Annotated in this window: 32 protein-coding genes and 1 other RNA gene; 23 read left to right on the top strand and 10 right to left on the bottom strand. The window is 43.1% G+C overall.

Annotated elements, in window-relative coordinates; all coding sequences use genetic code 11:
- Positions 1-51: 51 nt before the first annotated feature.
- Entirely contained in the window at positions 52-1,185 is a 1,134-nt protein-coding gene (locus NF865_RS08245; protein ID WP_253305631.1) for a site-2 protease family protein, read from the top strand.
- A gap of 4 nt (positions 1,186-1,189) precedes the next feature.
- Positions 1,190-1,702 carry a TIGR00725 family protein gene (locus NF865_RS08240; protein WP_253304262.1) on the top strand — a complete coding sequence of 171 codons (513 nt, stop codon included), beginning with the start codon at positions 1,190-1,192 and terminating at the stop codon, positions 1,700-1,702.
- Here NF865_RS08240 and NF865_RS08235 read toward each other — a convergent pair.
- The 3 genes from NF865_RS08235 to NF865_RS08225 all read right to left on the bottom strand — a co-directional run bounded on the left by NF865_RS08235 (position 1,695) and on the right by NF865_RS08225 (position 5,324).
- Positions 1,695-2,441: an RAD55 family ATPase gene (locus tag NF865_RS08235; protein WP_253304261.1), complete on the bottom strand. Its 747-nt coding sequence runs from the start codon at positions 2,439-2,441 to the stop codon at positions 1,695-1,697. The two genes, NF865_RS08240 and NF865_RS08235, sit on opposite strands and share 8 nt — an antisense overlap.
- Before the next feature lie 177 nt (positions 2,442-2,618).
- Entirely contained in the window at positions 2,619-3,857 is a 1,239-nt protein-coding gene (locus NF865_RS08230) for a M20 family metallopeptidase (protein WP_253304260.1), read from the bottom strand.
- A 48-nt stretch (positions 3,858-3,905) separates the two neighbouring features.
- Positions 3,906-5,324 carry a YfcC family protein gene (locus tag NF865_RS08225; RefSeq protein WP_253304259.1) on the bottom strand — a complete coding sequence of 473 codons (1,419 nt, stop codon included), beginning with the start codon at positions 5,322-5,324 and terminating at the stop codon, positions 3,906-3,908.
- Between the two features lie 291 nt (positions 5,325-5,615).
- Here NF865_RS08225 and NF865_RS08220 point away from each other — a divergent pair, with 291 nt between their 5' ends.
- Positions 5,616-6,581 carry a TIGR00269 family protein gene (locus tag NF865_RS08220; protein WP_253304258.1) on the top strand — a complete coding sequence of 322 codons (966 nt, stop codon included), beginning with the start codon at positions 5,616-5,618 and terminating at the stop codon, positions 6,579-6,581.
- Here NF865_RS08220 and NF865_RS08215 read toward each other — a convergent pair.
- A complete protein-coding gene (locus tag NF865_RS08215) occupies positions 6,568-7,578 on the bottom strand; it encodes a radical SAM protein (protein WP_253304257.1) in 1,011 nt (336 codons plus the stop codon). The two genes, NF865_RS08220 and NF865_RS08215, sit on opposite strands and share 14 nt — an antisense overlap.
- A 103-nt stretch (positions 7,579-7,681) precedes the next feature.
- On the opposite strand from NF865_RS08215, the gene NF865_RS08210 reads away from it, so the two are divergent.
- Together NF865_RS08210 and NF865_RS08205 are read left to right on the top strand one after the other, a co-directional pair.
- Positions 7,682-8,287: a hypothetical protein gene (locus NF865_RS08210; protein WP_253304256.1), complete on the top strand. Its 606-nt coding sequence runs from the start codon at positions 7,682-7,684 to the stop codon at positions 8,285-8,287.
- Between the two features lie 4 nt (positions 8,288-8,291).
- The gene (locus NF865_RS08205; protein ID WP_253304255.1) at positions 8,292-8,588 is read left to right on the top strand and encodes a transcriptional regulator; all 297 of its coding nucleotides are present in this window, start codon (positions 8,292-8,294) and stop codon (positions 8,586-8,588) included.
- Here NF865_RS08205 and NF865_RS08200 read toward each other — a convergent pair.
- Positions 8,585-10,573 carry a DUF460 domain-containing protein gene (locus NF865_RS08200; RefSeq protein ID WP_253304254.1) on the bottom strand — a complete coding sequence of 663 codons (1,989 nt, stop codon included), beginning with the start codon at positions 10,571-10,573 and terminating at the stop codon, positions 8,585-8,587. The genes NF865_RS08205 and NF865_RS08200 overlap by 4 nt on opposite strands.
- A 124-nt stretch (positions 10,574-10,697) precedes the next feature.
- Here NF865_RS08200 and NF865_RS08195 point away from each other — a divergent pair, with 124 nt between their 5' ends.
- Positions 10,698-11,291, top strand: a complete 594-nt coding sequence (locus tag NF865_RS08195; RefSeq protein WP_253304253.1) for a regulator of amino acid metabolism, contains ACT domain protein — start codon at positions 10,698-10,700, stop codon at positions 11,289-11,291.
- On the opposite strand, the gene NF865_RS08190 is transcribed toward NF865_RS08195, so the two are convergent.
- Positions 11,288-11,563 carry an acylphosphatase gene (locus NF865_RS08190; protein WP_253304252.1) on the bottom strand — a complete coding sequence of 92 codons (276 nt, stop codon included), beginning with the start codon at positions 11,561-11,563 and terminating at the stop codon, positions 11,288-11,290. The two genes, NF865_RS08195 and NF865_RS08190, sit on opposite strands and share 4 nt — an antisense overlap.
- Before the next feature lie 80 nt (positions 11,564-11,643).
- Between NF865_RS08190 and cutA the strand changes: the two genes are divergently transcribed.
- The 9 genes from cutA to NF865_RS08145 all read left to right on the top strand — a co-directional run bounded on the left by cutA (position 11,644) and on the right by NF865_RS08145 (position 15,452).
- Positions 11,644-11,949, top strand: coding sequence for a divalent-cation tolerance protein CutA (gene cutA / locus NF865_RS08185; RefSeq protein WP_253305630.1), 306 nt, complete (start codon positions 11,644-11,646; stop codon positions 11,947-11,949).
- Entirely contained in the window at positions 11,946-12,533 is a 588-nt protein-coding gene (locus tag NF865_RS08180) for an endonuclease dU (protein ID WP_253304251.1), read from the top strand. The genes cutA and NF865_RS08180 overlap by 4 nt, the downstream gene beginning before the upstream one ends.
- Before the next feature lie 79 nt (positions 12,534-12,612).
- An RNA gene (gene ffs / locus NF865_RS08175) (signal recognition particle sRNA) lies at positions 12,613-12,924 on the top strand.
- Positions 12,925-13,172: 248 nt separating this feature from the next.
- A complete protein-coding gene (locus NF865_RS08170) occupies positions 13,173-13,541 on the top strand; it encodes a hypothetical protein (protein ID WP_253304250.1) in 369 nt (122 codons plus the stop codon).
- Between the two features lie 38 nt (positions 13,542-13,579).
- Positions 13,580-13,720, top strand: coding sequence for a hypothetical protein (locus tag NF865_RS08165; RefSeq protein ID WP_253304249.1), 141 nt, complete (start codon positions 13,580-13,582; stop codon positions 13,718-13,720).
- Between the two features lie 43 nt (positions 13,721-13,763).
- The gene (locus NF865_RS08160; protein ID WP_253304248.1) at positions 13,764-14,000 is read left to right on the top strand and encodes an AbrB/MazE/SpoVT family DNA-binding domain-containing protein; all 237 of its coding nucleotides are present in this window, start codon (positions 13,764-13,766) and stop codon (positions 13,998-14,000) included.
- Positions 13,988-14,389 carry a PIN domain-containing protein gene (locus NF865_RS08155; RefSeq protein ID WP_253304247.1) on the top strand — a complete coding sequence of 134 codons (402 nt, stop codon included), beginning with the start codon at positions 13,988-13,990 and terminating at the stop codon, positions 14,387-14,389. The genes NF865_RS08160 and NF865_RS08155 overlap by 13 nt, the downstream gene beginning before the upstream one ends.
- Positions 14,389-15,108, top strand: a complete 720-nt coding sequence (queC, locus tag NF865_RS08150) for a 7-cyano-7-deazaguanine synthase QueC (protein ID WP_253304246.1) — start codon at positions 14,389-14,391, stop codon at positions 15,106-15,108. The genes NF865_RS08155 and queC overlap by 1 nt, the downstream gene beginning before the upstream one ends.
- Positions 15,109-15,185: 77 nt before the next feature.
- Positions 15,186-15,452 carry a hypothetical protein gene (locus tag NF865_RS08145; RefSeq protein WP_253304245.1) on the top strand — a complete coding sequence of 89 codons (267 nt, stop codon included), beginning with the start codon at positions 15,186-15,188 and terminating at the stop codon, positions 15,450-15,452.
- Between the two features lie 385 nt (positions 15,453-15,837).
- Here the strand turns inward: NF865_RS08145 and NF865_RS08140 are convergent, their stop codons facing one another.
- Positions 15,838-16,332 carry a THUMP domain-containing protein gene (locus NF865_RS08140; protein ID WP_253304244.1) on the bottom strand — a complete coding sequence of 165 codons (495 nt, stop codon included), beginning with the start codon at positions 16,330-16,332 and terminating at the stop codon, positions 15,838-15,840.
- A gap of 63 nt (positions 16,333-16,395) precedes the next feature.
- On the opposite strand from NF865_RS08140, the gene NF865_RS08135 reads away from it, so the two are divergent.
- The 5 genes from NF865_RS08135 (at position 16,396) to NF865_RS08115 (ending at position 21,406) form a co-directional block, all read left to right on the top strand.
- On the top strand, positions 16,396-17,601 hold the full coding sequence (locus NF865_RS08135; RefSeq protein WP_253304243.1) for an ATPase: 1,206 nt from the start codon (positions 16,396-16,398) through the stop codon (positions 17,599-17,601).
- On the top strand, positions 17,598-18,128 hold the full coding sequence (locus NF865_RS08130) for a metal-dependent hydrolase (RefSeq protein ID WP_253304242.1): 531 nt from the start codon (positions 17,598-17,600) through the stop codon (positions 18,126-18,128). Before NF865_RS08135 ends, NF865_RS08130 begins: the two co-directional genes overlap by 4 nt.
- Positions 18,129-18,193: 65 nt before the next feature.
- Positions 18,194-19,186, top strand: a complete 993-nt coding sequence (gene trxB, locus NF865_RS08125) for a thioredoxin-disulfide reductase (RefSeq protein WP_253304241.1) — start codon at positions 18,194-18,196, stop codon at positions 19,184-19,186.
- A 150-nt stretch (positions 19,187-19,336) separates the two neighbouring features.
- Positions 19,337-20,680 carry an acetyl ornithine aminotransferase family protein gene (locus tag NF865_RS08120; RefSeq protein ID WP_253304240.1) on the top strand — a complete coding sequence of 448 codons (1,344 nt, stop codon included), beginning with the start codon at positions 19,337-19,339 and terminating at the stop codon, positions 20,678-20,680.
- Between the two features lie 123 nt (positions 20,681-20,803).
- Positions 20,804-21,406 carry an ECF transporter S component gene (locus NF865_RS08115; RefSeq protein WP_253304239.1) on the top strand — a complete coding sequence of 201 codons (603 nt, stop codon included), beginning with the start codon at positions 20,804-20,806 and terminating at the stop codon, positions 21,404-21,406.
- A 7-nt stretch (positions 21,407-21,413) separates the two neighbouring features.
- On the opposite strand, the gene deoC is transcribed toward NF865_RS08115, so the two are convergent.
- On the bottom strand, positions 21,414-22,103 hold the full coding sequence (gene deoC / locus NF865_RS08110; protein ID WP_253304238.1) for a deoxyribose-phosphate aldolase: 690 nt from the start codon (positions 22,101-22,103) through the stop codon (positions 21,414-21,416).
- 97 nt (positions 22,104-22,200) lie between these two features.
- Here deoC and NF865_RS08105 point away from each other — a divergent pair, with 97 nt between their 5' ends.
- Positions 22,201-23,127 carry a calcium/sodium antiporter gene (locus tag NF865_RS08105; RefSeq protein WP_253304237.1) on the top strand — a complete coding sequence of 309 codons (927 nt, stop codon included), beginning with the start codon at positions 22,201-22,203 and terminating at the stop codon, positions 23,125-23,127.
- Here NF865_RS08105 and lipS1 read toward each other — a convergent pair.
- Positions 23,120-23,947, bottom strand: coding sequence for a LipS1 family lipoyl synthase (gene lipS1 / locus NF865_RS08100; RefSeq protein WP_253304236.1), 828 nt, complete (start codon positions 23,945-23,947; stop codon positions 23,120-23,122). The genes NF865_RS08105 and lipS1 overlap by 8 nt on opposite strands.
- A 5-nt stretch (positions 23,948-23,952) precedes the next feature.
- Complete coding sequence (locus tag NF865_RS08095; protein WP_253304235.1) at positions 23,953-24,318, bottom strand: hypothetical protein; 366 nt, start codon at positions 24,316-24,318, stop codon at positions 23,953-23,955.
- A 144-nt stretch (positions 24,319-24,462) separates the two neighbouring features.
- Here NF865_RS08095 and NF865_RS08090 point away from each other — a divergent pair, with 144 nt between their 5' ends.
- On the top strand, positions 24,463-25,323 hold the full coding sequence (locus NF865_RS08090; protein ID WP_253304234.1) for a cation diffusion facilitator family transporter: 861 nt from the start codon (positions 24,463-24,465) through the stop codon (positions 25,321-25,323).
- Positions 25,324-25,328: 5 nt separating this feature from the next.
- Positions 25,329-25,769, top strand: coding sequence for a ferritin family protein (locus tag NF865_RS08085; protein WP_253305629.1), 441 nt, complete (start codon positions 25,329-25,331; stop codon positions 25,767-25,769).
- Positions 25,770-25,851: the final 82 nt, after the last annotated feature.

The following is a 25,851-nucleotide window of genomic DNA, read 5'->3' as shown; positions in this document are numbered from 1 at the left end:
GTATGCACTATCTTTTTAAACTTCTTTTTGGAGTGAAATTAGGTGGAGGAAATGGTGAACCTGCTTACAGCAATAGCATTAATACTCGGCTTCTGGGGTGTTTTGTACCTCGCATTTGGAAGAAAAGCCGAAGAAAGCGAAGAAGGGCTACAAGTTGGGGCTTTCATTGCGATATGGAGAACCAAAAGATTTGTCGATTTTATAGACAAAGTTGGAACGAAGTATAGAAAATTCTGGAAAGGGTACTCTACAGTTGGTATAATCATCGGCTTCATTGGGATGGCATATGTTTTTTATACCCTCTTTACCCTTGCCATACAGAATCTCCGCACAAAAGCCGCAACTCCGGGCGTTCAGCTTGTTATACCTGGCGTTACGATTCCCCTTTGGTACGGATTGATAGGGCTTATGGTAGTTATGTTTGTCCACGAGCTGAGTCACGGATTTGTGGCCAGAGCTGAGGGATTGCCTTTAAAGTCAGTTGGCCTCGTGCTTTTCTTTGTAATTCCCGGAGCGTTTGTTGAGCCGGATGAGGAAGAACTACTCAAGGCTCCCTTGCTGAGCCGACTAAGAGTTTATGCCGCAGGCTCTATGGCAAACATTGTAACAGCTCTGCTGGCGATCTTGCTTTTAAGTTATGCGTTGAATCCCGTACTGCAGCCGGCTGGAGTTGAGGTTTCAAAACTTGCTGTGGAAGGACCTGCTAAGGACTATCTCCAAGAAGGGGACATAATAGTTGGAATAAACGGTCAGCAGATAGCAACTGTGGAGGAGTTCTTTAACTTAATGAACAAAACCCGGGCTGAAGAAACAATAGAGGTTGAGGTAATAAGGAAAGGAGAAAGAATAGTTCTCAAGATTCCTCTGGGCTCTCATCCGGACAATCCCGAAAAAGGTTACCTAGGGGTTTATCCCGCACAGCATATAACCTCCAAAGTGGGCTTTAGTGGTATTGTGCTCCCGCTTGCGTTTTCGCTTTACTGGATATACGTTCTGAATCTGGGCATAGGGTTGATGAACCTCTTCCCGCTGATCCCATTGGATGGGGGAAGGATGCTCGATGATATTTTGAAGGCCATCTTTCCACCAAAAGTTGCCAAGTCCATAACGTATCTCTTCGTAGGAGTAGGGTTGTTCTTGCTTGCAGTAAACATGTTCCCAGCTTTAAGGAGCCTTCTGGGGTGATAAAATGATCCAGATAGCCATAGCGGGCTCAAGCGATAGCGAGCCCCTACCAAAAGCCGTTGCAAAGACAAAGGAATTCATAAAAGAGTTAGCCAAATATAAGGATAACGTTGTTCTCCTTACCGGTGGCAGAGGGGGCATTATGGAAGTAGCAAGCAGAGAGTTCACCAAGTTTGGAGGAATCGTTGTAGGAATTCTCCCAGAAAGGCAGGAAGGAAATGAGTTCAACACAATAAGAATAAAAACCGGGATGGACTTTGTCGAGAGAAGCGCGGTTATGGTTAACTCCGCTGACGTCCTCGTGGTTCTTGGGGGAGGAATAGGCACAATGGTGGAAGCATTGATGGCATATGATTGCTCAAAGCCAATAATCGTAGTCACTGACACCGGTTACCCCAGTGATCGGCTTGAGCTTTTGGCAGAGGATGGCTACTTTGACCACAAAAAACTCGTAAAAGTGCGTTTTACAAAAGATGCAAAAGAAGCCGCCAGGCTTGCATTAGAACTTGCTAGGTAATGATTATCTTTCCGTTTTCTATTTTGAATATACGTGTGGTTGGTCTAAAGCCTGACAAAGGAGATTTCCTTATGAGCATCGTCTCCTCCAGCTTTCCTTCTTGAGATTTGAAGTCGATCTGACACTGGCTGTAGAGAGCAAGCCATGAGAGATATCTTTGCGAAACTCTGTCCCTGTTTAGGAGTACTATATTTATCGGTCTTTTCCTTTTCTCGTAGAGTCGAGCGTTTTCTTTTTCGGCCAGATTCTTTTGAAGGTTTCTAAGTTCTCTTTCTTCTCCCAATAGGAATGCAAATCCATCTGCAGTTAGCTGGATTCCTATTGGTCTTCTGTCTTTTATTCTCTCCTCCAGCATCTTTCTATAAAGGCTCGTGAACTTCGGGAAGTACGTTTCCCGATCCATATCAGTGTAGTAGACATAAGGCTGGTTATATTTTATCCCATAGAATGACGCGAAAACATCAATTATCCCGAGATTTCCCTTTTCACCTTCCTCGAAGATATCAAAGCCAATTCTCTCAAGCTCCATGTTCAGCATTGAAAGGGGAAGCACAGAGTTTATTATCACTCCAAAATCCCCTTCTTCTATTCTTCTTCTTAGAATCTCAAAAGCGAGAGTCCAGCCTTGTGAGTAAGTGTCGTATGTTATCAGAACAATGCTGTCCTCAATTAGCCCCCCTCCAAGGGCTTTATCAAGCGGAGGAATATTAGTCTTTATGAGTTCCATAGTCATCACCATACGAATGAGAATATTGGGCTTATTTTATTTAAGTTTTTCATTCTACCTTGATCGAAACGGGCAATAAAGGGTTACATCTTGGAATTTACAAAATAAAAAATTAAGATAGTAGTATTAGCGAATGCAAACTAAATTCTTTAGTAACGAGGTTACTGACCCATATTTTCGATATATTTTTCAAATTCTCAAGAGTAGCGTTGAAAATATCTTCACGGAGTCAATGAGTTGCTGAATTTCAATATATTCGTTTGCCACATGAGCTAAGTTTTCATCTCCAGGACCAAAGGTGAGTGCCTTAATTCCTTTGGCTCCAAATAGTGCCATTTCTGTGAAACCCGTCTTGACACCAACCCTTGGCTGAACACCGGTAATGCTTTCTGTGATTTGAGAAATAGCGCTAATAATGCTTCTATCTCCTTTCAATACGTATGAATTTTCGATATCCTCAACAATAACTTCATAAGACGCCCCTAACTCTTTGCTCTTACTCTTTATGAATTCAATAATCTCGTTATAAGCCTCTTGCACGTCCTCATCAGGCAGTACTCTTCTGTCTATTGAGAAGCAGAATTCATCTGGAATAACGTTGGTTTTACTTCCTCCTTTGACGTATCCTCCTAGTTCCATTGTTGCCCTCTTCGAATTTTGATCGTGAAATTCATATTTGGATGTTCTTGCTGTTACTTTTGGCTTTAATTCTGTCAATATTGCATGGACAAGTAAAACGCCCTTCTCAAAAGCATTCTCTCCAAGCCATGGCCTTGAAGCATGAGCGGCTTTCCCCTTAACGCAAACTTGCATCCATATTCCGCCCTTGCATCCAATGTCTATGCTCTTCAATGAAGTCGGTTCTGTGATTATTGCATAATCCGCGTTGACGAGGTTTTCTTGGATTAGGTACTTAGTTCCCATTGATGTAGTCTCTTCATCTGGAACGAGCGAAGCATTTACCCCAACGTCTAAATGATCCTCAAATTCACTAAGGATTCTCAACGTGCTAATAATGCTCGCAATGCCGCCCTTCATATCGCTTGCTCCTCTTCCATACAATTTGCCATCTATGATTTTTCCGGAAAATGGGTCTATGTCCCAGCCTTCCCCTGCGGGAACGACGTCATAATGGCCGTTAAAGTGCATTGTAAGCTCTCCCTTCTTTAGCTCGGCTAGAAGAATAAATCGTGGGTATTCTTGGGGATTTTCGATGAAGTTCTTTGCAAAGCTTTCCGGAATTCTCACGACTTTTGTTTTTATTCCTTTTTCATCTAGGTATTCTTTAGCTGTCATAACGAATTCTTCGTAATTCTCTCCAGGAGGATTTTGAGTAGGGATTCTAACGAGACTTTCGAGTATTTTTATCATATCCTCTTTTTCTTCTTTAATTTTCTCAAAAATTTTTTCTTCAATTTTCTTTTCCATTAATCTTCCCTCCTTAGATACCAAAAAGAAAAGAATGAAAAAAATGGCTCAGAATGGCCCGAGATTTATTACTACTGCTATGTAAATTAAGATTATTGCTGCTATTGAAAGCTTTATCACAAGTGGGACTGCATATCTTAGCCATCTGTCATATGGTATTTTTGCCATTGATATTGTTGCCATTACAACTCCACAAGTTGGATAGATTATGTTTGTTATACCATCACCAAACTGGAACGCAAGTACTGCTACCTGTCTTGTGATCCCAACGACATCAGATAATGGAACCATGATAGGCATTGTTGCAACTGCTTGACCACTTCCGGAGCAAATGAGGAAATTAATTAGTGTTTGCACGAAAAACATGCCTACTCCGATTAATCCATGAGGTAGTCCGCTGAGTGGTTGAGATAATGCATAGACTATTGTGTCCAAGATTTTACCGTCGCGTAAGATTACTGCGATTGTTCTACCAAATCCCACAATCAATGCACCGTATGTTAGTGAAGCTGCACCTTTTATGAATTGCCTGACTATTTCGTTGGGTTCCATTCTTGCAACGAGTCCGATAACAATAGCGCTTATTATGAAAAGGGCAGATAATTCGTTTATGTACCATCCATACTTTAGCACGCCGAAGATTAAGACAACAAAAGTGCCCATGAATGCTAGGAGAGCTAATTTTTGATTTGAAGTAAGCTTAACTCCTTCCATGTTCTGAGGAACTTCAATTTCTTCATAGGGTATATCTGCGACGATACTGGCTTCTGGGTTCCTCTTTACTTTTGAAGCATAAGATAGAACATGGTGGATGGTTATTGCCATAAATACTAGCCAAACAACAATTCTAAATTGCATGCCCGAGAAAAGTGGCAGTTCTGCTATTGTTTGGGCGACACCTATTGTGAAGGGGTTCATAAATGCTCCTGCGAACCCTGTGGCTGCTCCTAAGAACGATATAGAAATTCCGACAACCCTGTCATAACCCATAGCTACTGCAAGTCCTATCATAAGAGGGACAAAAGCTAGTGTTTCTTCTGCCATTCCAAATACAGAGCCTCCAAGACCGAAGAGAATCATCAAGGCTGGTATAAAGAGAGTTTCCTTACCTTTCATCTTTAGAGCTGCTGCCGATAAACCTGCTGTTAACGCCCCTGTGGCTTCAACTACTCCTATAAGGCCTCCAATTATGAATATGAAGAATATTATTGGTGCAGCTTCGTTGAGCCCTTTTACTATCGAGAGGAACATTTCCCAAGGTCCTATTGGATTTTTCTCAACATAGTGGAAGGTCCCTGGGACTACTACAGTTCTTCCGCCTACTTGTGTGCGTTCAAATTCTCCAGCGGGAATAATCCAAGTTGCAATTGCCGCCAAGACTATTACTATGAATATTATCACGTATGCATCTGGAATCCACCTTTTTCTTTTTCCATTACAATTTTCGTTATTTCCTTTGCATCCCATTATTATCCCTCCGACTTCTCTTTGGGCCTCTATTTTCTTCAGCTGGTGTCAGTATCAAGTATTTCCACGTCATTCACCAGCCTCACGATTTTCACAAAAACATGATTTAATATAAAAATCTTACGGTTTTATAGGGCATATGACACAAAAATTTTGATGATAATTTTAATGATGTTGTATATTATCAAGATGTGCTGTGCATGTAAGGTTTAACGCTATATCAAAAAGAACAGAGAGTTCGTAGGAAAGGCTTTTTAAGGGATGTTCTTTCCCTTCAGTGAGGCGAGGGAAATGAAATGCACAAAGTGTGGAAGAGAGGCAGTATATCATGCGAGATATGAAGGTAAGTTCTACTGCCACAAACATTTCAATGAGATGGTTGAGAGCAAAGTAAAGCAGACTGTGAGAAAATACGGGCTAATCAAGAGAGGAGATAGAATAGCAGTAGGAGTGAGCGGTGGAAAGGACAGCGTCGTTCTTCTCCATATCCTTCACAAGCTCAACCAAAAGTTTCCTTTTGAGATAATCGCAATAACCATAGATGAGGGGATAGAAGGGTACAGGCCTGAGAGCGTTGAGATAGCAAAGAGGAATGCAAAGAAGCTTGGAATTGAACACAGGATTTATTCGTTTAAGGAATACATAGGCTTTACCCTCGATGAGACTGTTAACATAATGGGGAGCTTTGAGAAAAAGGAAAGGGTTGGGGCGTGTTCTTACTGCGGCGTTTGGAGGAGGTGGCTCCTCAACTACGCGGCCAAAGATGTTAATGCCGATAAGCTCGCCGTTGGCCACAATTTAGATGATGAAGTGCAGATGTTCCTCATGAACATAATGCGTGGAGACGTTGCCAGGCTGGGAAGAACTGGCCCTTATTACGAGGTTATCCATGAGGGGCTTGTGCCGAGGATAAAGCCCCTCAGAGAAGTGCCGGAAAAGGAGATAGTGCTTTATGCTGTTCTGAATAACATTGAGGTGGACTTCAGCGAGTGTCCTTATGCAGTAGAAGCATTTAGAGCAGAAATTAGAGATTGGCTAAATGAGATGGAGGAAAAGCATCCCGGGACAAAATACCAGATACTAAGGAGCTATGACAAGATGTTTCCCCTATTGGCAAAAGCCTACGCTCATAGAGACCTCAACAGGTGCAAAATCTGCGGCCAGCCTACAACTGGAGAGATATGTAAGGCTTGCAACTTTAAGCTCCAAGTGCAGAAGAAAGCAAAAGAGAAGGGAATCACTTTTAGGGTCGAGTGAACTTTCCATAAATTGGAATTTTTTCTCCACACCTCGGGCATTTGCTGTCCTTTAGGTTCCATTTTAATACTCTGAAACCAGAACGTATTATCAGCTTTTTGCCGCATTTGGGGCAGTACGTTGTTTCGTGCTCAACTGAGCCGATGTTTCCAACGTAAACATACCTCAAATTGTACTCTTGCTGAGCTATCTCTTTTAGCTTTAACAGCTTCTCAACTGGGGTAGGCGGCTCTTTCCAGTAGTTCATTGGGTAATAGCGATTTATATGTAAAGGGACTTCTTCTCCAAGCATTTTTAAGTGCATGCTGAATATCCAGCGGTAGCACTCTTCAAAATCGTTGGCATTTGGAACTACAAGGTAAACCATTTCAACGTGAGCTCCGAGAGTTATGGCTTCCTTGGCGTTCCTGAAAACCTTTTTGTGATCAACAGTCCCTAGAACCTTCATTTCGGGGCAGCCTTTGATGTCTATACTAAAACCGGAAGCTCCGCTCTCAATAAGGTTCCTCAAGGCTTTGGTGGTAAAATAGCTGTTTGTCACCAAACAGCAGTACAGCCCTTTTTCCTTTCCAAGCTCAAAAACGTCTAGGAGGTAGGTATAGAGGGTTGCTGGTTCGTTAAAGCTTGCACAGAGCCCTTGGTCTTTATTTCTCAAAGCCAAAGTTAAAAGCTCCTCTGGGGAAATCTCTCTAATCCACTCCGGGATATCGGAGAAACTTAAATGGTAGTTTTGGCACCAAGGGCAGTAAAAGTTGCACCCAAAGCCGGAGAAAGTTAAAGCGGTGCTGTTTGGATAATAATGAAAGAACGGCTTTATTTCAATGGGTCTGCTTTCAAGGGCACTCAGCTTTCCATAACCTACGTGCACCAGCCTCCCTTTCAGATTGGCATAATTCTTGCATAGTCCTCTTTTGCCCTCATCTATCAGGCATTTCCTCTCACAAACAAGACACCTAACACCTTTGTCGTGTTTTTCATAAAGCCACTCAACTTTCATCAAAATACTCTTGCTTTCACTAAGCTTAAGGTTTTCTCTGAAATTCAGAGAAACGTCACACTATAAATAAAAGGATATAGTACTCTAAGCTGAGGTGAGAAATATGGAAGAAGTTAAGGAGCTCAAGGGCATGCTTGAGAGAGTTGAGAGAAAATTGATAGCGGCGCAGTATATGTATGGGGCAATGTGGTTTACAGCTTTCCTCGTAGCTATGGGGCTTTACTATGTTCTTGGAGCAATTTTAGGCTTTAGCGGTATCTTCTCCGCTATTTACTGGATTGGGGCTTTTGTTTTTATAGGATGGATAGGGACTATGATAGGTAAACGGCTTGAAGCTCTCCTCAGAGCACAAGAAAAAAGAGAAGGATCTAGTTACTCTCCCATATTTCTCTCTTGGATTGTTGGAGCAATAATCGGATGGGGCATAGTTCCAAGACTTAACCTGGGAATAACGGAGGAGGCAAGTGTCGCCGCAGGCTCTCTTACGTTCATATTCCTTGGAGTCTTTGGAATGTGGCTCACATCCATAAAAGCGGGAATAGTAGACAAGGCAATGATTCCAGCATACTTGCTGCCTGCCTTGGGGATACCAATAGTCCTTGGAATGGAAAAAGGCGCCATAATTTGGGCGGGTTTTCTCGTTACCACGGGGTATGCTTTAACATCTCTGCTCTACCTCTACTTTGCTTTCAAAGTCATTGAGCGGTGATAAGATGGATCGGCTCAAGGAATTCATCAGCAACCACGTACTTGGAAATCCAACTAGGCTGGCTATAATGCTCTACCTTCTCCCAAGAACTCGAGTTTTGTTTAAGGAGTTACTCGAAGTGCTGGAAATAACCCCCGGTAATCTCGATTCCCACCTTAAAGCTCTTGAAAAAGCAGGGTACGTTAAGATTAGGAAAGTCTTTTCCGATAGGCCTAGAACTGCGGTAGAAATAACCTCAAAAGGTGCCCAAGAGACTGGAAAGTACCTAAAATTACTCCGCGAGATCCTAGATGAGGTCTAATGACCTTCTTCAGCCTTTTTCTTAAGCTCCTTAATTCTCTCCATCCGGTATTCCTCTACGAGTTTCAAAAATTGCTGGACTCCTCTCTCTTTTTCCTCCTCTTCCCAGTGCTTTAGCTTAGCTTCTATTGCTCCTTCGAGCTCTTTTCTATCCACTATTGCGAAGTCATCAACCCTCTTAACCTCGATTTCATCCTCGTATAGAATCGGTATTCTTTTCTCTCTTAGCGTTTCGTACACAATGCTTGGAAGTTTTTTCGCACTTATGAGTGCTTTTATCTTCTTTTCGGCTATATACTCGGCTATGCTCTTTCCAGCCCCGGCCGGGTTGATAACGTAGAGCACGTCTTCTCTTTTAATTCCCGCGGAGCGTTCTAGCTCTTCGAGCTTTCTCCATGTCAGGTTTTCAATCACTTTAAGCGGAACTGCAGTACCCCTAAGCTCCAGTAAGTGCATCCTTTTTGCCAAAACAAGGTCTCTGCTCAGCTTCTCTATTATTGACTTTGCCTCTCTAAGCTCTTTTTCGAGGTATGCTATTCTTTTATCCCTTATTTCCAATTCTTTCTCTCTGAGAATCCTTTCCCTAATTTTTTCGTCGTAAGTTGCTAACTTATTCTCCAGACTTTCTATGATTCTTCTTTGCTCTTCGATCACAGCTCTCAGCTCTTGGTTTTCTCTTTCCATTATTTTTATGGTGTTTTCGAGCTCCCTTATCTTTTCAATGTATGGTGTAACATCAACGGGAGCTTCGAGGGCTTCAGCGGTTTTTGTTTCTTCTTTGACCTTTTCTTTTTCTTTAACCTTCAGAATAGCCTCTCCTAGGTTGTATCCCTGAAGGACGAGAGCCTTTATTTCTTCACCCTTTTTCGTAATTCCCATTTCCCTAAGCTTTGCCTCTACATGGTCGAGCTTCGGTTTCAGCCGGAGGTAGGCCTTATAGGCAGCAGCAAGGGCATCGCGTTGGTGATCATCATCAACAGTTATGCCCAGGTTTTTTAGAAGCTCGTTTTTCTCTTCCACGCGGAGGCTTTCTCTCGGAACGAAGAGCTGAGCCTTAAACGAGCGAGAAATTTTTTCCACCAAGCCGGGAGCAGGATTGACATCAGTGGCTATTATTATCGGATGACCAACGTCGCTTATAAACCTCACAATATCGCTAATGGCCATGTTTCTCTCACTGTAAAGCGCCAAAACCTCTCCATTCAAATCCAAAGCCGCTATACCAACTGTAATGCCAGGATCAAGCCCAACAATAATGCTTTTTCTTTCCTTTATGACGCTTTCACTCTTTAGCGGAACAAACTCAAACGTCTTCCTTTCTACTGGACGGATTCTGATTTCAACGTCTCCTCCTCTCATGGGCTTTATAAGTCCCGCAAGCTCCTCTCTGGAGGTGTAAACCCTGAATTCCCCTCTCTCCAATCCCTGATCCTTTTCCTTAATTTCGAGGTCAAAGGGAATGTTAGCCCTTTTGAGAGTCTCCTCGATTTCCCTGACTTTGTTCTGTATCAAGTTATGGACTCTTCTTCTATACCTATCCTGACTCCATCCACCTTTTCCTTGGCTCCTTCCACGCGAAACCTTTATAATGACCTCGTCCTCAAAGGGAAGGACTTCGTAACCGACTCCTCTAGCTGCTAAAAGGGCGCATACCTTTGCCTCTTCGTAGGGGTTGAACTTGTCACTCACTCTAATTCCATACTCTCTTGCCAAGCTCCAAAGGGATCTTTGCTCTCCGGGTCTGCCTGTTACCTGCACTATCTTTGTTCCTTGTGGGATTGCATGTATGAACTTTCTAAGGTATTCCCCAAGCTCATGAATGTTGTCCATGGCAACTATGTCGGGCTTCTTTGCCCTTATGAACCTCAGGAGGCGGTAAAAAGTAAACTCCCCATGCTTAATCAACTTTCCATTGAACCAGCTAACCACGGCAAAGCGTTTTGGCTCTTCGCTGATTATATCAATTCCCACTATCAGAATAGACATCACCCTCACTTCACTTACGTGTTTTATTAAGATTTTGGATGCTTTAAAAAGATTGTCTCTTTGAACTGTGGAGAAAAACTTAAATATTCATCTGTACACAACATTGTATAAGAGGTGGTCAAAAATGATGCTTATATTGGAGGCTTACTTTAAGAACTTTCCAGCCAGGAGGAAAGTTGCTGAGTTTCTTTTTGAAAACGGATTAAGTGTAAGAAATGGAAAAATTTATTTGAGAGATGTCGAGGTGCCAATAAGCGAACTTTCCCGTATAATAGGCGTGAATAGAAAAATAATCTATCACACAATAGATTACATTGAAAACACATATCCTCTGCGGATGATATTTGAAAGACTTAATCCCCTACCAAGCCTCGTAAATGTTGCCCCTATCATGGGATGGGAAGTTCTTGAAATAGAATTCGATAAAGAGGAGTACTCTCGCGCCCTTTCAGAGTTGCTTGAATATCTTTACGAGAGTGGTGTTCCAGTCATGGAAATCTTCAGTAGGAACCTCAGACAAGAGGATGCAAAAGCGTACATCGTTATAGATGGAACTCTGCCGGTAGATGTTTTCATGAAGATAAAGGACATCCCCGGGTTTAAAAAGCTCGTTCTTCACACCCCAGAAAAGAGCAAAGAAAAAATTGTATGCAGCCACTGTGAAGTCAATTATTGTCCTAAAAAAGTTGTTATTGAGAATCTAAACTACAAACATTAGCCTATAACCCTAAATCCTTTTTCTCCTTTTGGCTCTTCCCAAGTAATCTCTACTCTAGTGACTTTTGCCAGAGGAGGCCCCTGATGCGCCCATGCAATTAACGCCTCAACTCTCTCCCTTTCCCCTTCGACTACTGCCTCTACACTGCCATCGGGTAGATTCCTTACCCACCCGTTAACACCAAGTTTCTTTGCTTCTCTCTGCATACTCCATCTAAAGCCCACTCCTTGCACCCGACCATATATCCTTAAATGTGCTCTTACTATCTCCATATCCTAACCCCCATTAAAAGTAACTTCCATAAAATTTAAGTTTATCTTCTCGAACTTTTTTGGGATGTGAAATGGGAGAAATGATCCTTGTATATACAACATTTCCTGACTGGGAGAGCGCTGAAAAAATAATAAAAGAGCTGTTGGAAAGAAAGTTAGTTGCCTGTGCAAATCTAAGGGAGCACAAAGCTTTTTACTGGTGGGAGGGGAAGATTGAAGAAGACAAAGAAGTTGGGGCAATACTGAAAACAAAAGTTGAGCTTTGGAGTGAGCTCAAAGAGGCTCTAAAGGAGCTTCACCCGTATTCTGTGCCGGCGATAATAAGAATAGACGTGGATCACGTCAACAAAGAATATTTGGACTGGCTTTTAGAGGTAACAAAATGATAAGGAAAGTAAAGCCGCAAATAAGGGTTATTGGCTTTGATGATGGCACCTTTTCTTTTAAATCTAAACTTAAGCGGGAGAAGACCATTTTGGTTGGAGTTATCATGAAAGGCTCGCAAGATATCGTTGGGATTGTCACGAGATGGATTGAAGTTGATGGGAGAGATTCAACAGAGAAAATGATCGATGCTATAAACAACTCCCGATTTAAGGATTTGCGGGTTATAATGCTCAAGGGAATAACGTATGCGGGGTTCAACGTTGTCGATATCGAAAAGCTTAGCAAGGAAACTGGACTGCCAGTGATAGTGGTGATAAGGAAAAAGCCTGATTTAGAGGCAATGGAAAACGCATTGAAAAAACATTTTGCTGATGCACATGAAAGAATAGCCCTCCTCAAAAAAGCGGGGGAGATAAGGGAGTTAATCCCGGGGAAGATTTTTTACCAGGCTTATGGAATTCCACCAGAACAGGCTGAGGAAATAATAAAACTAACCCAGAAGAGCTCTCTTATACCCGAACCTTTAAGGCTGGCCCATATGATAGCCTCTGCCGTGATGACAGGGGAGTCTAAGAGGGAATAACTTGGGATGTGGCTTTGTTCTAGATGGGTGAATAGTATTACAAAACCTTTATATACTCTTCACGGATAGTATTAAATGGCGGCGGACTAGGCCGGGGGGTTCGGCGTCCCCTATACCCGAAACCGCCGATATGCGGGGGCCGAAGTCCGAGGGGCGGTTCCCAAATCCAGCGGCGGAAGCCGAGAGGAGCCATGAGCCCCTGTCCCACGGGGCCGGCGGTGGGAGGGGCGGAGCTGAAGGGCTCCGTTAACTCCCTTTGCTCGCCGAACCCCGCAAGGCCCGGAAGGGAGCAGCGGTAGGCGGGACGTTCGGCGCTCGTGGGGTAGCGGGGGCGAGCAAGTCTCGGTGGAAGCCGCTGGAGGAGGGTTCCCACCCTCGGGCGTGTCCGCCGCCGTAAAAAGATTCGACACACTTAAACTGGAGTTCTTTTCACAAAGTTCTAAGCTTCGGCTCGTAACAGGAACCCAATACACTGCTCCCTAACTCGGTTACACGGACTTCAATGGAACTCGCAAAGAAAAGGGAGAGTGCCGTTTGTTCACACTGGAGCTTATTAGTATTCTCATAGAAAACCTCTGAAAAACATTCCCAAGAACAACAAGCATTAAATACTTAACTTAAAAATTAAATTGTATTGCGATGATGCTTAGAGATAAGCTCAAATATGTTGCCTTCGGCTATCTTTCAACGACACTTGTGATAGCTTTGTTAAGCTTCGCTCAGGATTACTTTAGATACCTTCATGACCCAAATCACATTCCCTTCTCGCCTCTTTTTCATGCTTTTGCGCTTTTTCCCTGGATTTTAATTCCATTTTTCTCGTATAAGCTCTGGACATTTGGGATAGTCATATGGGGCTTCATGTCATATTTTCTGATTAAATTTGACTCAAGAATTGAGGAGCTTTCGATTATTAAAACAGTCATAAAGCTCGGCGCGGGGTTTACCCTTGTGATGTGGACACTCTTCGTCGTACGGTTCTTTATGTTCCCTTTCGTGTTCAATTAAAAGATAAAAACCTTAATAGCAAACTAACTCTTCTCCCTTTGAGGTGTCAAGATGGCGGACTTAAGGTCGAGCTCTTCGAGATACGCTTTGAGAACCTCATTCTTGCGTCTGAAATCAACAATTATGATAATTATGATTTCATGCAGTGGGCCAGGTGCACAAAGAAGACACTGGAGTAAGGTATTTATAGTATAAAACCATACTATACTATGGTGAGTTACTATGCCAATAACCAAGGTCACCCGCAACTACCAGATAACGATTCCCGCCGAGATTAGAAAGGCCCTCGGGATAAAAGAGGGGGAATACCTTACCGTTGAGCTTAGAGGAGAGGAGATAGTCATTAGAAGGGCAAAGAAGTCTTGGAAGACTTTTAAGCTTGGACGGAAGCTCACGGCAGAAGAGCTTGAAAAAATCTCGGAAGAGGCCATAGAGGAGGAAATGTCATGGAAGCAGTGATAGACGCCAACGTTTTCATATATGCCACGGTTGAAGATTCAGAGCACCACGAGAGTGCGCTGGAGCTTATTCACTCCCTCGACCGCTGGCTCGTCCCGATAATAGTTATCTATGAGACCGTCTGGAACTTCAGAAAGCTCGGTTTCAGCACCGATGAAGCAAGGGAGCTAGCTGAGCAGATAATTCTTGATCCCCGAGCCACTCTTGTGGACGACAGAAAGTATCTCTTGGAGGGCTTTGAGCTCCTCAAGAGCCTAAGCTTGAGGCACTACAACGACTCCGTAATCCTCGCGATAGCCAAAAAAGCTAGAGCCCTCGCGACCTACGACAAAAAGCTCAGAAACCGTGCGAAAAAACTGGGGATTAAATTGCTTCCGGAGGTGGTCTAATGAAGCGCGCCGTGGTATTGTTTAGCGGTGGTCTTGACAGTACTGCATGCCTATATTGGGCAAAGGAGAACTACGATGAAGTTATCATGCTAACAATAAACTACGGGAGCAACGAGGAAAAAGTCATGAACAAAGTTGCGGAGTTCTTTTCAAAGGAGCTTAGCGTTCCGCTTAAAATAATCCGCCTAGACTTTTTAGAAGAGTTCTCAAAGCTTAGGGGGACAACTTTAGTTGGTGGAGAAACTCCAAAGGTCACAGCAAAGGAATTAGAAAACACGGAGAAAGCCCAGGAAACCGCAAAGAGTGTTTGGGTGCCGGCGAGAAACCTTGTGCTGATTAGTGTTGCCGCTTCACTTTTAGATGCCCTTGGTGGAGGAGACATTATAGTGGGCTTTAACGCAGAGGAGGGTGCTACTTTCCCTGACAACACGTCCGAGTTCGTGGAAAAGGTTAATGAAATGCTGAAATACGGGACATTGAGCGACGTAAAAGTGGTTGCTCCTCTTATTAACCTCGATAAAAAAGGTATAGCAAAGCTTCTGAAGGAACTCAACGCAAAATACGAATACTCCAACTCATGTTACATGCCCAGAGGTTTTACAGAAGATGGGAAGCCCGTCCACTGTGGAGAATGCGAGAGCTGTGTCAGGAGGCACAGGGGACTTCTTGAGGCTATTGGTGAGGATAAGACAGTTTATCAGATAGAGCCACTCACTTAACGTAAATGTGTTTGGAATAATGCTTTTATACTCCTATCTCCAAAATACTAATCTCTCAAAATACTAAAAACGCACACATGTGGGAGGGAAATGTCATGAACATAGTAAAAATACGAGCAATACTCTCCACAATTTTGCTCGTGGTATTCCTCGCTGTTTTGATAATTACGATAGGAGTGTTATACACAACAAGAACTGGGCATACATTTCTTGGCATAAGTAAAGCAGAGTTATTTAATGCTAGGAACATTTTAGGCCCTATAATGAACATATTGATAATTATCCATCTGAGTATTAACTGGGGCCTATACAAAAGAGAACTAAAAGTGTTGTTCAAAAAGTAGATCTTCATAAACTGTAAACTGTGGGAAAAAGATTTCGCCTTGCAAGAACTCTTTAGGGCACTTCGCCTGTAGGGAATAAGGGGATTAGAAAAAAGTTTTTGGATTTAGCTAAGATATTAAATATTGTTTGAGAAACTTTTATTGATCACTTCACTAAAGTTCTTGATTTTCTTTTCTATCATAGGGAGTAAGATATTCAAAAGAAAAAAGCAACAGAATACCTCTAGAAGAGTTGAGGAGTTAGCGGAATTCGTCTTGCATCTGTGGAGGTTGTTGATAGAAAGTATATGATTGAAGTTTTAAAGGGAGCATAAATAAAAGGTCTACTAATTTTGGTATTTGATTCTTTGAGTATCTTCTTTCTTCTTTAGGGGTATAAGGTAGTTCAGAATTCCACTCTTTTCCTTATTATTTCTTCTGGCCTAATGACACTTATACCCGTTTGCTTTCCAAGAACCTCAATCCAAACGTACCAGTCTGGATTTGTAAGGTCAACCCTAGCCTTCAAGCTTTCTTTTATTTTTGCTCCGAGTTCTATCTCTATTTCCTTTCCAGACCGAATCCAGTTGCCCCTTCTTTTGCACCTTACCGCAAAGCTGTCTCCTTCTTTAATGTATTCCCTTGCAAGCTGGAAAGCCTCATCCAGGATTGTTTCTTTTTTGCTCTCAACGAATTTCTCTATTGGTATTACCTTGAATATAGCCGTCGTGTCGAACTCTCTGATCCTTTCAAGGGCTTCTTCTTTCTCTAGGGGCGTTCTAGCTATCAGAACTCCCCTCCACTTTGTTCGCCTTATCTTCACATCCCCAAGTGCCCATTCCAGCTCAAGAGCGGCATCTCCTTCTCTTCCACCAGGCACAGTTACAAGCAGAGTCGTCATTTTCTTCCCTCCATGGACAAACTTATATATCTCCCCGCCTAAAACTTAGAGTTGGTGGGTAAAATGGAAAGACCAAGCACACTTAAAGTTTATTCCCCTCCCTCTTATGAAGTCTACGGTCTGGCGAAAAATCCTTTCGAACAGTTGGCAAGTGAAGGGATAGAGGATGTGGAAAGCATACACGTTTATCAAGAGGTGGACATGCGCCTCTCGATGATAATCTCAGAGGTCATAGGAAATAAAAGCTCAATAGCCTTTTCCATAGTCGGTCCACTTGGAATGGGAAAAACCCAGAGACTCAAAACCATCTATAGGGCGATGTTAGAACAGGGAGGAAAGCCCATCTACATCAAAGTGGACACAAACGATATCCTAAAACTTACAAGGGACATGTTCAACGGACTGAAGCCCCCAAAGACAAGGACTAACATCTTTTTCGAGAATCTCTCAAAGAAGCTCGGCTTTATAGACAGGCTCGAAAAAATGCTCTCTTCAACAAAAGAATACAAATCGAGGGATATTGCAGAGATGCTTACAAAGGAGCTCAGCAAGTATCCTTATTCCGCCCTCTTGCTGGATGAGCTTGAAAACATGCAGACAGCAAGTGAGCAAGATAAAATCTTATTCTTCGAGATGCTTAGACACTTTATAAGCAACATGCCTCCTGGATGCATTTTTGCCTTTGCATGCGTGCCAGAGGCGTATGAGGAATATTCTAAACTCTTTCCAGCGTTCTTTATGAGGCTTCACTATGAGTTCAAGCTTAGACCAATGAGCCTTGAGGAGACCTTTGAGCTCGTTAAGAAGAGGCTCAACAAGGTTAGGATAAGGGACACGGACGATCCGATATATCCCTTTACAGAAGATGCAATAAGGCTTATCCATGAGCTTGCAAAGGGCAACCCGAGACAGATTTTGAGACTCCTGCATTACGTTTTAAGCGAAGCTAGCAAGCACAAATTCGACCCGATAGACGATTACGTTGTTACAACAATCCTGGAGGAGCCCAAGAGCCTTGAAGAATACTTGACAAGGATTCCCAAGGAGTACAGAGACCTTGTAGAGGTTATAGTGTATAAGTTCAACGGCGGACCAGTGAGCTATATTCAAGTTGCTAAGGAAGTTAAAAAGCCGGGAGTTCAGGTTTATGAACATCTTGAAGAACTCATACGGTTAGGGTTTTTGGTTGGGGATCCAAAGGGCAACTATAAAGTGCCGGACTACGTCAGGAAGTTCCTTGAAGAACAAAAGGAGGTGAAGGAGAAGTGAATTACGAAGAGCACGTCCTTAGTGGTATCTTAACTTACCCTCTTGTTATTTTGCTTGCATCTTTTTTGAAGCATTATGCGAACCTTCCTTTTGAACTAACTACTCTCTCCATGATAGTTGGGTATGGGGTTTACGTTCTGGGGTCTGATTTACCGGATCTTGATCATCCCGATTCGCTCATCCACATGGGAGTAAAGCCATTAGTAGCCCTAATGGTCGGCGGTGCGGTTTTTGTTAAAGGCGGAAACCTCGTATCTGTTGGAAATTCAATTGTGGATCTAACTCTTGGATGGGCTATAGCAGCTTTGTTCGCTTTTGCATCGTGGTATGTTTTCTCAGCTTTAATGCCAAGGCATAGGGGAATAGTCCATTCTCTAGCGTTTGCCTCGATATATGGCATCGTAATTTTTGCTTCTTTCGAGCGCGGTCTTGGGTTTAAATTTGGAGAAGCCTTGTTTATTGGCTTTGCAGCCTTTTTGGGGTACACTCTCCACCTGATAGTTGATCGGGAAGTGAAGGTAATTTAGGTCTCAAATCTGTTCCATAACGTTTTTAAGTATTCAACCAAAAGTTATAAACCGGAGGTGAAAAAATGTTCAGCTTAGGAGGACTCTCACAGAGAGTTGATGAGACAAAAACATGGGACGTTCTAATAATCGGAGCAGGCCCGGCAGGTCTTACCGCAGCGATATATGCAGCACGTTATGGGCTGGAGACCGTTATAATTTCAAAAGACATAGGCGGGAACGTTGCACTCACGGATTTAATTGAGAACTACCCCGGATTTCCCGAAGGAATAAAGGGAGCAGAGCTTGTCAGCAGGATGCACGAGCAAGTGAAGAAACTTGGAGTGCCAATAGTCTTTGATGAAGTTGAGAGAATAGACCCTACAGAATGTGCTTATTATGAAGGCCTATGCAAGTTCAATGTAAAAACGAAAAACGGCAAGGTTTACAAGGCCAGAACAGTCATAATAGCTGTTGGAGCAGAGCCAAGGAAGCTTAGGGTTCCTGGAGAGGACAAATTCTACGGAAGGGGCGTCAGCTATTGTGCAACCTGTGATGGTCCGCTCTTTAAGGGCAAAAAGGTCATAGTGGTAGGAGGAGGAAATACAGCGCTGCAGGAGGCTCTGTACCTAAAAGAGATAGGAGTCGACGTTACTCTGGTTCACAGAAGAGATAAGTTCAGGGCAGACAAAATACTGCAGGATAGGTTCAAAAAAGCTGGAATCTCTGCGATTTTAAACACCGTTGTTGTGGAGATAAAGGGAGACCAGAAAGTTGAGAGCGTTGTGCTCCAAAACGTAAAAACTGGTGAAAAATTCGAGATGAAAGTTGATGGGGTGTTTATTTTCATAGGCTACGAACCTAAAACGGATTTCGTTAAGCACCTCGGCATCACCGATGAGCAGGGCTACATTCCAGTTGATATGCACATGAGAACAAAAGTAAAGGGAATCTTTGCGGCTGGCGACATAACAAATGTCTTTAAGCAGATTGCGGTAGCTGTTGGACAGGGAGCTATAGCGGCCAATTCCGCAAAGGAGCTTTTAGAGGAGTGGAAAACTCAAGTAAATGAAGAGTGATCTGTTGTTTTGCTTCTTTTTTACGGCCATTTTTTATTGCAGAAGTCCACTTTAACCCCAGTTATTTTCGAAAGTTTTTCGAGCAAAAAAGGAGTTTAGAGAGCATAAAATTATATAGGTGAGAAATATTCTATACATCGGTGAGCGAATATGGTGAAGGGACCCCAAGTTAAAGGAATCCCCGGACCAAAAGCTAGGGAAATAATAGAGAAACACCACAAATATATGGCAACGACAACAAACGATCCAAACGAGTACTTCTTGGTTATAGAGAGGACGGAAGGCAACTACTGGATTGATGTTGATGGGAACAGAATTCTTGATTTCTCTTCTGGTATCGGAGTCTTAAACGCCGGTCTTAGAAACCCAAGGGTTGTTGAAGCATTGAAGGAACAGCTTGACAAAGTCATCCACGCTGCTGGAACGGATTATTACAACCCATACCAAGTTGCTCTGGCAGAGAAGCTCGATAGCATTGCTCCAGGTGATTTCGAAAAGAAGACTTTCCTTTCAAACAGCGGTACTGAGGCAAATGAAGCGGCTTTAAAGATAGCAAAGTGGTCGACACAAAGAAAGCTCTTCATAGCGTTTATTGGGGCTTTTCACGGAAGGACACATGGAACGATGAGCCTCACCGCAAGCAAACCTGTCCACAGATCAAGAATGTTCCCCACAATGCCAGGTGTTGAGCACGTTCCCTATCCAAACCCCTACAGAAACCCGTGGCACATAGACGGTTATGAAGAACCCGATGAGCTTGTGAACAGGGTTATCGAGTACATTGAAGATTACCTCTTTGATCACTATGTTCCACCGGAGGAAGTGGCTGCCTTCGTGGCTGAGCCAATTCAAGGTGAAGGTGGTTACGTTGTCCCACCAAAGAACTTCTTCAAAGAGCTTAAGAAAGTTGCAGACAAGCACGGCATACTTATCATAGACGATGAAGTCCAGATGGGAATGGGAAGAACTGGTAAGATGTTTGCAATTGAGCACTTTGGAATTGCCCCGGACATAATAAGCCTCGCAAAGGCCCTCGGTGGAGGCGTTCCAATCGGAGCGACTGTATTCAGGAAGGACCTTGACTTTGGAGTCCCCGGAGTGCACAGCAACACATACGGCGGAAATGCATTGGCATGTGTAGCCGCCTTGACTGTCATTGATGAGCTTGAGAACGGCTTGATTGATAATGCCAAGAAGCTTGAGCCGCTGTTCAAAGAGAGGCTCCAAGAGATGTACGACAAATACGAGATCATTGGCGACGTTAGGGGTCTTGGTCTTGCCTGGGCGATTGAATTCGTAAAGGACAGAAAGACGAAAGAGTACGCAAGCAAGGAAAGGAACCAAGTCGTTGTTGAGGCACTCAAGAGAGGACTTGCAACCCTCGGCTGCGGAAAGAGCGCCTTAAGACTAATCCCACCACTCACAATCGACGAAGAAGAAGCCAAAATCGGTTTGGACATCCTTGAAGAGGCTATCAAAACTGTTGTTAGCTGATTTCGTATTTTACTCTATTTTTCAATTTCTAGTTTTGTCTTTTCTGCACGTATACAAAGATAAAGTTTTTTAAGTTCGATTTCAAGTTAAAACTTGAGAAACTAATAAAGTGAGGTGATGAGAATGAGTATGGAAGCAATTGCGCCTTATGGTAAGTGGGTCTTAATAACCGTTGCAGTCCTTTACTTTGTTTACCTCTTCGTGCTTAAGAAGAAAGTGTTTGAGGTTGCAGTTGGTGTGGCTCTTTCAGGCATAATGGCCGCACTGGTAGCTGTAGTGACAATGTTCATCCAAATTCCGACTCCTCTAACGAGAGGATACATTAACGTTGGAGACAGCATGGTAATGCTTGTGGCAGTCCTCTTTGGGCCAACGATAGGTGCATTCGCAGGTGGCTTTGGTTCTGCAATGGCTGATGTAATTACCGGCTACGCACATTGGGCGCCATTTACGCTGGTGATAAAGGGAGTGGAAGGATTCGTCGTTGGATACATAACATCAAAAAAGGACGACTTCACGACAATCCTCTTGGCAACAATCCTTGGTGGAGCGCTGATGGTCTCAGGGTACTTCCTTGTTGAGGTATATTTCTACGGATGGGGAGGAGCCATCTCCTCACTTCCCGGAAACACCCTCCAAGCAGTTACCGGAATCGTCGTGGGTGGTGGAGTAGGACACATAGTAAAAAGAAGAGTCAAAGACATGCTGGTATCTCTTCAAATTTAAAGTCCCTTCAATTTTCTTTTGAAGATTCGATTTCTTTTTGACTCTTTTTGGCACCCTCTACGATCTGCACACCACTTGAAGTGCCAATTCTGTTTGCGCCTGCCTTTATCATCTCAAGAGCTTGTTCGTAGGTTCTTATACCCCCTGCGGCTTTCACTCCAAGCTTGTCTCCCACGACTCTACGCATCAGCTTGACGTCCTCGACTGTTGCTCCCCCGGTTCCAAATCCTGTTGATGTTTTGACGAAGTCTGCTCCAGCTTCCATAGCGAGCTTACAGGCTATTTCTTTTTCTTCGTCGGTAAGGTAGCACGTCTCAATTATAACCTTCACTATTGCCCCTTTCTCGTGAGCAACTTTAACGACTTCTGCTATGTCGTTTTTAACGTACTCATAGTCTTTATCCTTCAATGCGCCGATGTTGATTACCATATCAAGCTCGTCTGCCCCATCTTCGAGGGCTCTTTTTGCTTCGAAAACCTTCACTTCAGTAGGTATTGCTCCAAGGGGGAACCCAATTACGCTTGCAACTTTAATGTCTGTGCCTTTGAGTTGTTCTTTTGCGAATTTTACTCTATAGGGATTTACACAGACAGCATAGAATCCGTATTTCTTTGCCTCCTCACAAAGCTTTTTTATGTCCTCCTTTGTAGCATAGGGCTTCAGGTTCGTGTGGTCTATATACTTCGCAATATCCATATCTTTCACCTCACCGAGAGTTGGTCTAAGTTGTATTTAGAGTTTTCACAAAAAGCTTTAAAAATTAACCCCTTGAGTAACCTCCGGGAGGGAAAAAATGGCAGTAGAATACATTATAACCTTTGGAATCTTCGCTTTGGGGTTAGTAATGTTAATCAAGGGAAGCGACTTATTCGTTGAAGCTGCCACGAGAGTTGCCAAAGGGTTTGGAGTTAGTGAATTCATAATAGCCTTAGTGTTGGCGAGTATTGCCACAACTTTGCCGGAAGTTACAACTTCGGCTATAGCCGCGTATCAAGGGGCCAGCGGCATAGCTCTCGGAAATGCGATAGGGAGTGCTTTGGCAAACATTGCTCTGATTTTGGGACTATCTGCACTCATAATGCCGCTTGATGTTCATAGAATTGCCTGGGAAAATACACTCTTTATGATTGGTGTTACCCTTTATGCATGGGTTTTGATGAGAGATCTCGTAATTTCGAGGATTGAGGGGCTGAGTTTGGTTTTGATGTATCTGGGCTTTTTATACTACCTTTACAAAAAGCACGTAACCCTGGAGGAAGCCAAAGAGGGCAAGGGGCATCTAAAGAAAGACATCGCGATTTTGTTTGCGAGTGGACTTGTGGTTGTTCTTGGAGCTAGGCTTGTCGTTGATAGTGCAGTAAAAATTGCAACCGCCTTTGGAATTCCCGAAGTGATTATCGGCCTTACGCTGGTCTCAGTTGGTACATCCCTTCCAGAGATGGCAAACTCCATAGCAGCCACACTGAAGAAAATTCCTAACATAAGCGTTGGCAACATAGTCGGAGCGAATATATTGAATATCCTGATAGTAATTGGTGTTGCAGCTCTAATAAGGCCTATAAACGTGAATCCCGACATTTACTCTTTTACAATGCCCTTAACGCTTGTTGTAATGGCGATATTAGCAGTTTCTCTAAAACTAAATAACAGGGTTGGAAGAAAAACAGGGGTTGTCCTTTTGGCCCTCTACGCATACTTCCTCTACGTTAGTTTCACATAACGCAGCATTCGTAAATGATTTCCACTTCCCTTATCTTTTTTGCCCATTCGATGACTTTTCTTGGGGGATTCGTTATTCTGTCGATCCCATTCTCTATTGCTCCTTTGTCAAACTCCAGCCTCCATTTTCCGAGGGGCCGCATGCATCCAATGCTCAGCTCGCCATTAAATTTCTCCCTTGCGTATTTGACAACTTTTAGACTCTCTTCTACAGAAGGAACAGCTATGCCTTCCATTTCTGTCCCTTTTGTGGGAATCAGCACATTAAGAACCAAGACATCAATTGGATATTCCACAAGCATGTCAATGGCCTTATACTCCCACCAGACCTTTCCAAAGTCCAGGCCAATCGTTATGTGCGGTGCAACTTTAACTCCATTCGATACTAAAAGCTCCAATATCTCAATGTAATCTTTAACGCCCTTTTCTATTTTATAGACCCTTTTGATGACTTCATCACTACCCACAAAATCGAGCGAAACCACATCTACATGCCTTATCCATTCTAAGTCCCTTTCATCTATGAATCCAACGTGGGCGTTGAGTTTTAACTTTGTTCCCTTTTTTATTCGCTCTATCTCCGAAGAATAGAGATCGAGCGGTACTTTCAGGCGGGAATCCATTCCTCCACTTAAGAGACAGCCTTTACAACCCTCTTTTTCAAGAGACTTGCAGTATTCAAGGAGACTCTGTTTTGTAACCTTCTTCATTCCTTCAAGATAATGCCTCCCGCAGTGAGCGCAGTTTAAGGCGCAGTAGTTTCCAGTAAGAGAGATTGATGGAAAAGAAACTCCCGGTATGTAAACTTTGAGCTTTTTCAAAGCAATCACTCCTCGTCAACACTTGGTTCTATTCTTTCTACCTCTTCGAGAATATCTTCTTCCTCTTCTTCAAGAAGGAACTGCCCCTCCAGTCTTCCTTCGAGGCTAATCTTCTTCTTTTCTTTCATGGTAAGTTTTTCTGCCTCTGCCACCATACTTAAAAGCACAGCCGCTAATCTCGCAGCAGTCTCGGTTCTCATTGAAGCCTTTGCCTCGATGTCCTCGTTGTGAATTATCATGCTTATGTTTGCAGGTCTAAAATTTCCATACTCATCTGTACGGGCGTCCCATAGGCTTAGAGCGATATACTTGTCTTTGCTTCCCATGTAAATCCTTATCGTATACCTCGGCTTATTTGCCATAATCTCCACCACTTGTTGTTTTTTGCCTACTAATAAAAGTCTTTTGAAACAATGAAAAACATTTAAAAACTCCAAGTTAAGTGTATAACACCCAATGAAGAGTTCAGCCTTATCTGAGTTGTGATGAGGGAGTGACGGACTGAGGGGTTTACAATGGAAGAACTCTACAGGCCTCTGATAGTCAGTATTTTTGGAAATATTCTTTTGGCCATTCTCAAAGTTCTTGTGGGGCTCATGTATTCAAGTTTAGCTTTGATTTCCGATGGCATTCACTCCCTCTCAGACGTTGTTACGAGCGTTATAGGCTACATAGGAGTTAAGATATCCTCAAAGCCAGCCGATAAGACTCACCCCTTTGGGCACTCCAGATTCGAACCCTTGTTTGCCCTCTTCATTGGTATGGGACTCTTTCTGGTTGCCTATGAGATAGGTAAAGATGCTTTAGAGAGAATTTTCGTTGGATACGTCATTGAAGTCAACTCGCTTATGTTTGCCGTTGTTGTGGTCTCTATTCTCTCAAAAGAAGCTATGACACAATACTCCCTTAGAGTGGGGAGGAAACTCAACAACCAGATATTGATTGCAGATGCATACCACCACAGAAGTGACGCCCTGAGCAGCGTAGCAGTGTTAATAGGCTTGCTCTTTCAGAAACTTGGGTTTGGCTATGGAGATGCCTTGGCAGGGCTTATTGTGGCATTGATGATAGGAAAAGCAGCCGTTGAGATAGTCCTCAGGAATGTGCACTACCTAACCGGCACTTCTCCGCCGTTTGAACTTTGTGAAAAAATTAAAAAAACTGCCCTTGAGGTGGAGGGTGTTATCGGCGTTCACGACCTAAGGGCGCACTATGTTGGGCCAAAACTTCATGTTGAACTGCATATAGAGGTTCCCCCGCATTTGACTCTTAAAGAGGCCCATGACATAAGCGAAGAAGTTAAAAAGAGAATCGAAAACCTCGATGAGGTTGAGGTTGCATTTGTTCATGTTGACATCAAAGGGGTAACGGAGTGAGGCAGATGAAGCTCGAAGAGCTTTTGCAAAAGATAGTTCATCAGGAGAATGAGCTTTACAACCTTTACAAACTTGGAGAGACCTTTGCGACTTATGAGTATCCTCACTTAACCGGGCATTTCCAGTGGCTCGCAAGTGAGGAGTTAAGGCATAGAGACACAATCGAAAAATTTATCAGTGAAAAGACGCTTGAGGGTACTCCGGTTATAGACTACGTTGACTTGCTAAGTCTGGAACCTTACTTCCAAGATGGGAGGGCTGAGCCGCAAACTCTAAACGATCTCGTTCTTGAAGCGCTTATAAGGGAGAAACACAGCTATGAACTGTATAACAAGTTGAGTGAAATCTTAAGCGGCTCCCTAAGCGAGATATTTAAGATGATGGCTCAAGAAGAGCTCAAACATGCCTACAGGCTGAAGATTATCTATGAAGGCCTAGAGGAATAGTTGGATAAAATATCCGACTTAAGGGTTTTTCTACTCATTATTATTTCGACAGAGCTTCTCTATAATCTTTGTCATCTCGGCA

The sequence above is a fragment of the Thermococcus aggregans genome, from assembly GCF_024022995.1.
GTDB classification, from domain to species: domain Archaea; phylum Methanobacteriota_B; class Thermococci; order Thermococcales; family Thermococcaceae; genus Thermococcus_A; species Thermococcus_A aggregans.
The sequence above is the reverse complement of the archived record's forward strand: the minus strand, read 5'-3'. Positions and strand labels throughout refer to the sequence as shown.

Excerpts from the sequence above, each read along its gene's own strand:
- NF865_RS08170 (WP_253304250.1), top strand. The coding sequence starts at position 13,173 with ATGATGCTTAGAGATAAGCTCAAATATGTTGCCTTCGGCTATCTTTCA.
- NF865_RS08195 (WP_253304253.1), top strand. The coding sequence starts at position 10,698 with ATGATGCTTATATTGGAGGCTTACTTTAAGAACTTTCCAGCCAGGAGG.
- NF865_RS08115 (WP_253304239.1), top strand. The coding sequence starts at position 20,804 with ATGAGTATGGAAGCAATTGCGCCTTATGGTAAGTGGGTCTTAATAACC.
- trxB (WP_253304241.1), top strand. The coding sequence starts at position 18,194 with ATGTTCAGCTTAGGAGGACTCTCACAGAGAGTTGATGAGACAAAAACA.
- NF865_RS08180 (WP_253304251.1), top strand. The coding sequence starts at position 11,946 with ATGATAAGGAAAGTAAAGCCGCAAATAAGGGTTATTGGCTTTGATGAT.
- NF865_RS08235 (WP_253304261.1), bottom strand. The coding sequence starts at position 2,441 with ATGGTGATGACTATGGAACTCATAAAGACTAATATTCCTCCGCTTGAT.
- cutA (WP_253305630.1), top strand. The coding sequence starts at position 11,644 with ATGATCCTTGTATATACAACATTTCCTGACTGGGAGAGCGCTGAAAAA.
- NF865_RS08245 (WP_253305631.1), top strand. The coding sequence starts at position 52 with ATGGTGAACCTGCTTACAGCAATAGCATTAATACTCGGCTTCTGGGGT.
- NF865_RS08210 (WP_253304256.1), top strand. The coding sequence starts at position 7,682 with ATGGAAGAAGTTAAGGAGCTCAAGGGCATGCTTGAGAGAGTTGAGAGA.
- deoC (WP_253304238.1), bottom strand. The coding sequence starts at position 22,103 with ATGGATATTGCGAAGTATATAGACCACACGAACCTGAAGCCCTATGCT.
- NF865_RS08230 (WP_253304260.1), bottom strand. The coding sequence starts at position 3,857 with ATGGAAAAGAAAATTGAAGAAAAAATTTTTGAGAAAATTAAAGAAGAA.
- NF865_RS08145 (WP_253304245.1), top strand. The coding sequence starts at position 15,186 with ATGTGGGAGGGAAATGTCATGAACATAGTAAAAATACGAGCAATACTC.
- NF865_RS08190 (WP_253304252.1), bottom strand. The coding sequence starts at position 11,563 with ATGGAGATAGTAAGAGCACATTTAAGGATATATGGTCGGGTGCAAGGA.
- NF865_RS08200 (WP_253304254.1), bottom strand. The coding sequence starts at position 10,573 with ATGTCTATTCTGATAGTGGGAATTGATATAATCAGCGAAGAGCCAAAA.
- NF865_RS08090 (WP_253304234.1), top strand. The coding sequence starts at position 24,463 with ATGGAAGAACTCTACAGGCCTCTGATAGTCAGTATTTTTGGAAATATT.
- NF865_RS08155 (WP_253304247.1), top strand. The coding sequence starts at position 13,988 with ATGGAAGCAGTGATAGACGCCAACGTTTTCATATATGCCACGGTTGAA.
- NF865_RS08135 (WP_253304243.1), top strand. The coding sequence starts at position 16,396 with ATGGAAAGACCAAGCACACTTAAAGTTTATTCCCCTCCCTCTTATGAA.
- NF865_RS08105 (WP_253304237.1), top strand. The coding sequence starts at position 22,201 with ATGGCAGTAGAATACATTATAACCTTTGGAATCTTCGCTTTGGGGTTA.
- NF865_RS08240 (WP_253304262.1), top strand. The coding sequence starts at position 1,190 with ATGATCCAGATAGCCATAGCGGGCTCAAGCGATAGCGAGCCCCTACCA.
- NF865_RS08160 (WP_253304248.1), top strand. The coding sequence starts at position 13,764 with ATGCCAATAACCAAGGTCACCCGCAACTACCAGATAACGATTCCCGCC.
- NF865_RS08220 (WP_253304258.1), top strand. The coding sequence starts at position 5,616 with ATGAAATGCACAAAGTGTGGAAGAGAGGCAGTATATCATGCGAGATAT.
- NF865_RS08085 (WP_253305629.1), top strand. The coding sequence starts at position 25,329 with ATGAAGCTCGAAGAGCTTTTGCAAAAGATAGTTCATCAGGAGAATGAG.
- NF865_RS08215 (WP_253304257.1), bottom strand. The coding sequence starts at position 7,578 with ATGAAAGTTGAGTGGCTTTATGAAAAACACGACAAAGGTGTTAGGTGT.
- NF865_RS08205 (WP_253304255.1), top strand. The coding sequence starts at position 8,292 with ATGGATCGGCTCAAGGAATTCATCAGCAACCACGTACTTGGAAATCCA.
- NF865_RS08120 (WP_253304240.1), top strand. The coding sequence starts at position 19,337 with ATGGTGAAGGGACCCCAAGTTAAAGGAATCCCCGGACCAAAAGCTAGG.
- NF865_RS08225 (WP_253304259.1), bottom strand. The coding sequence starts at position 5,324 with ATGGGATGCAAAGGAAATAACGAAAATTGTAATGGAAAAAGAAAAAGG.
- queC (WP_253304246.1), top strand. The coding sequence starts at position 14,389 with ATGAAGCGCGCCGTGGTATTGTTTAGCGGTGGTCTTGACAGTACTGCA.
- NF865_RS08140 (WP_253304244.1), bottom strand. The coding sequence starts at position 16,332 with ATGACGACTCTGCTTGTAACTGTGCCTGGTGGAAGAGAAGGAGATGCC.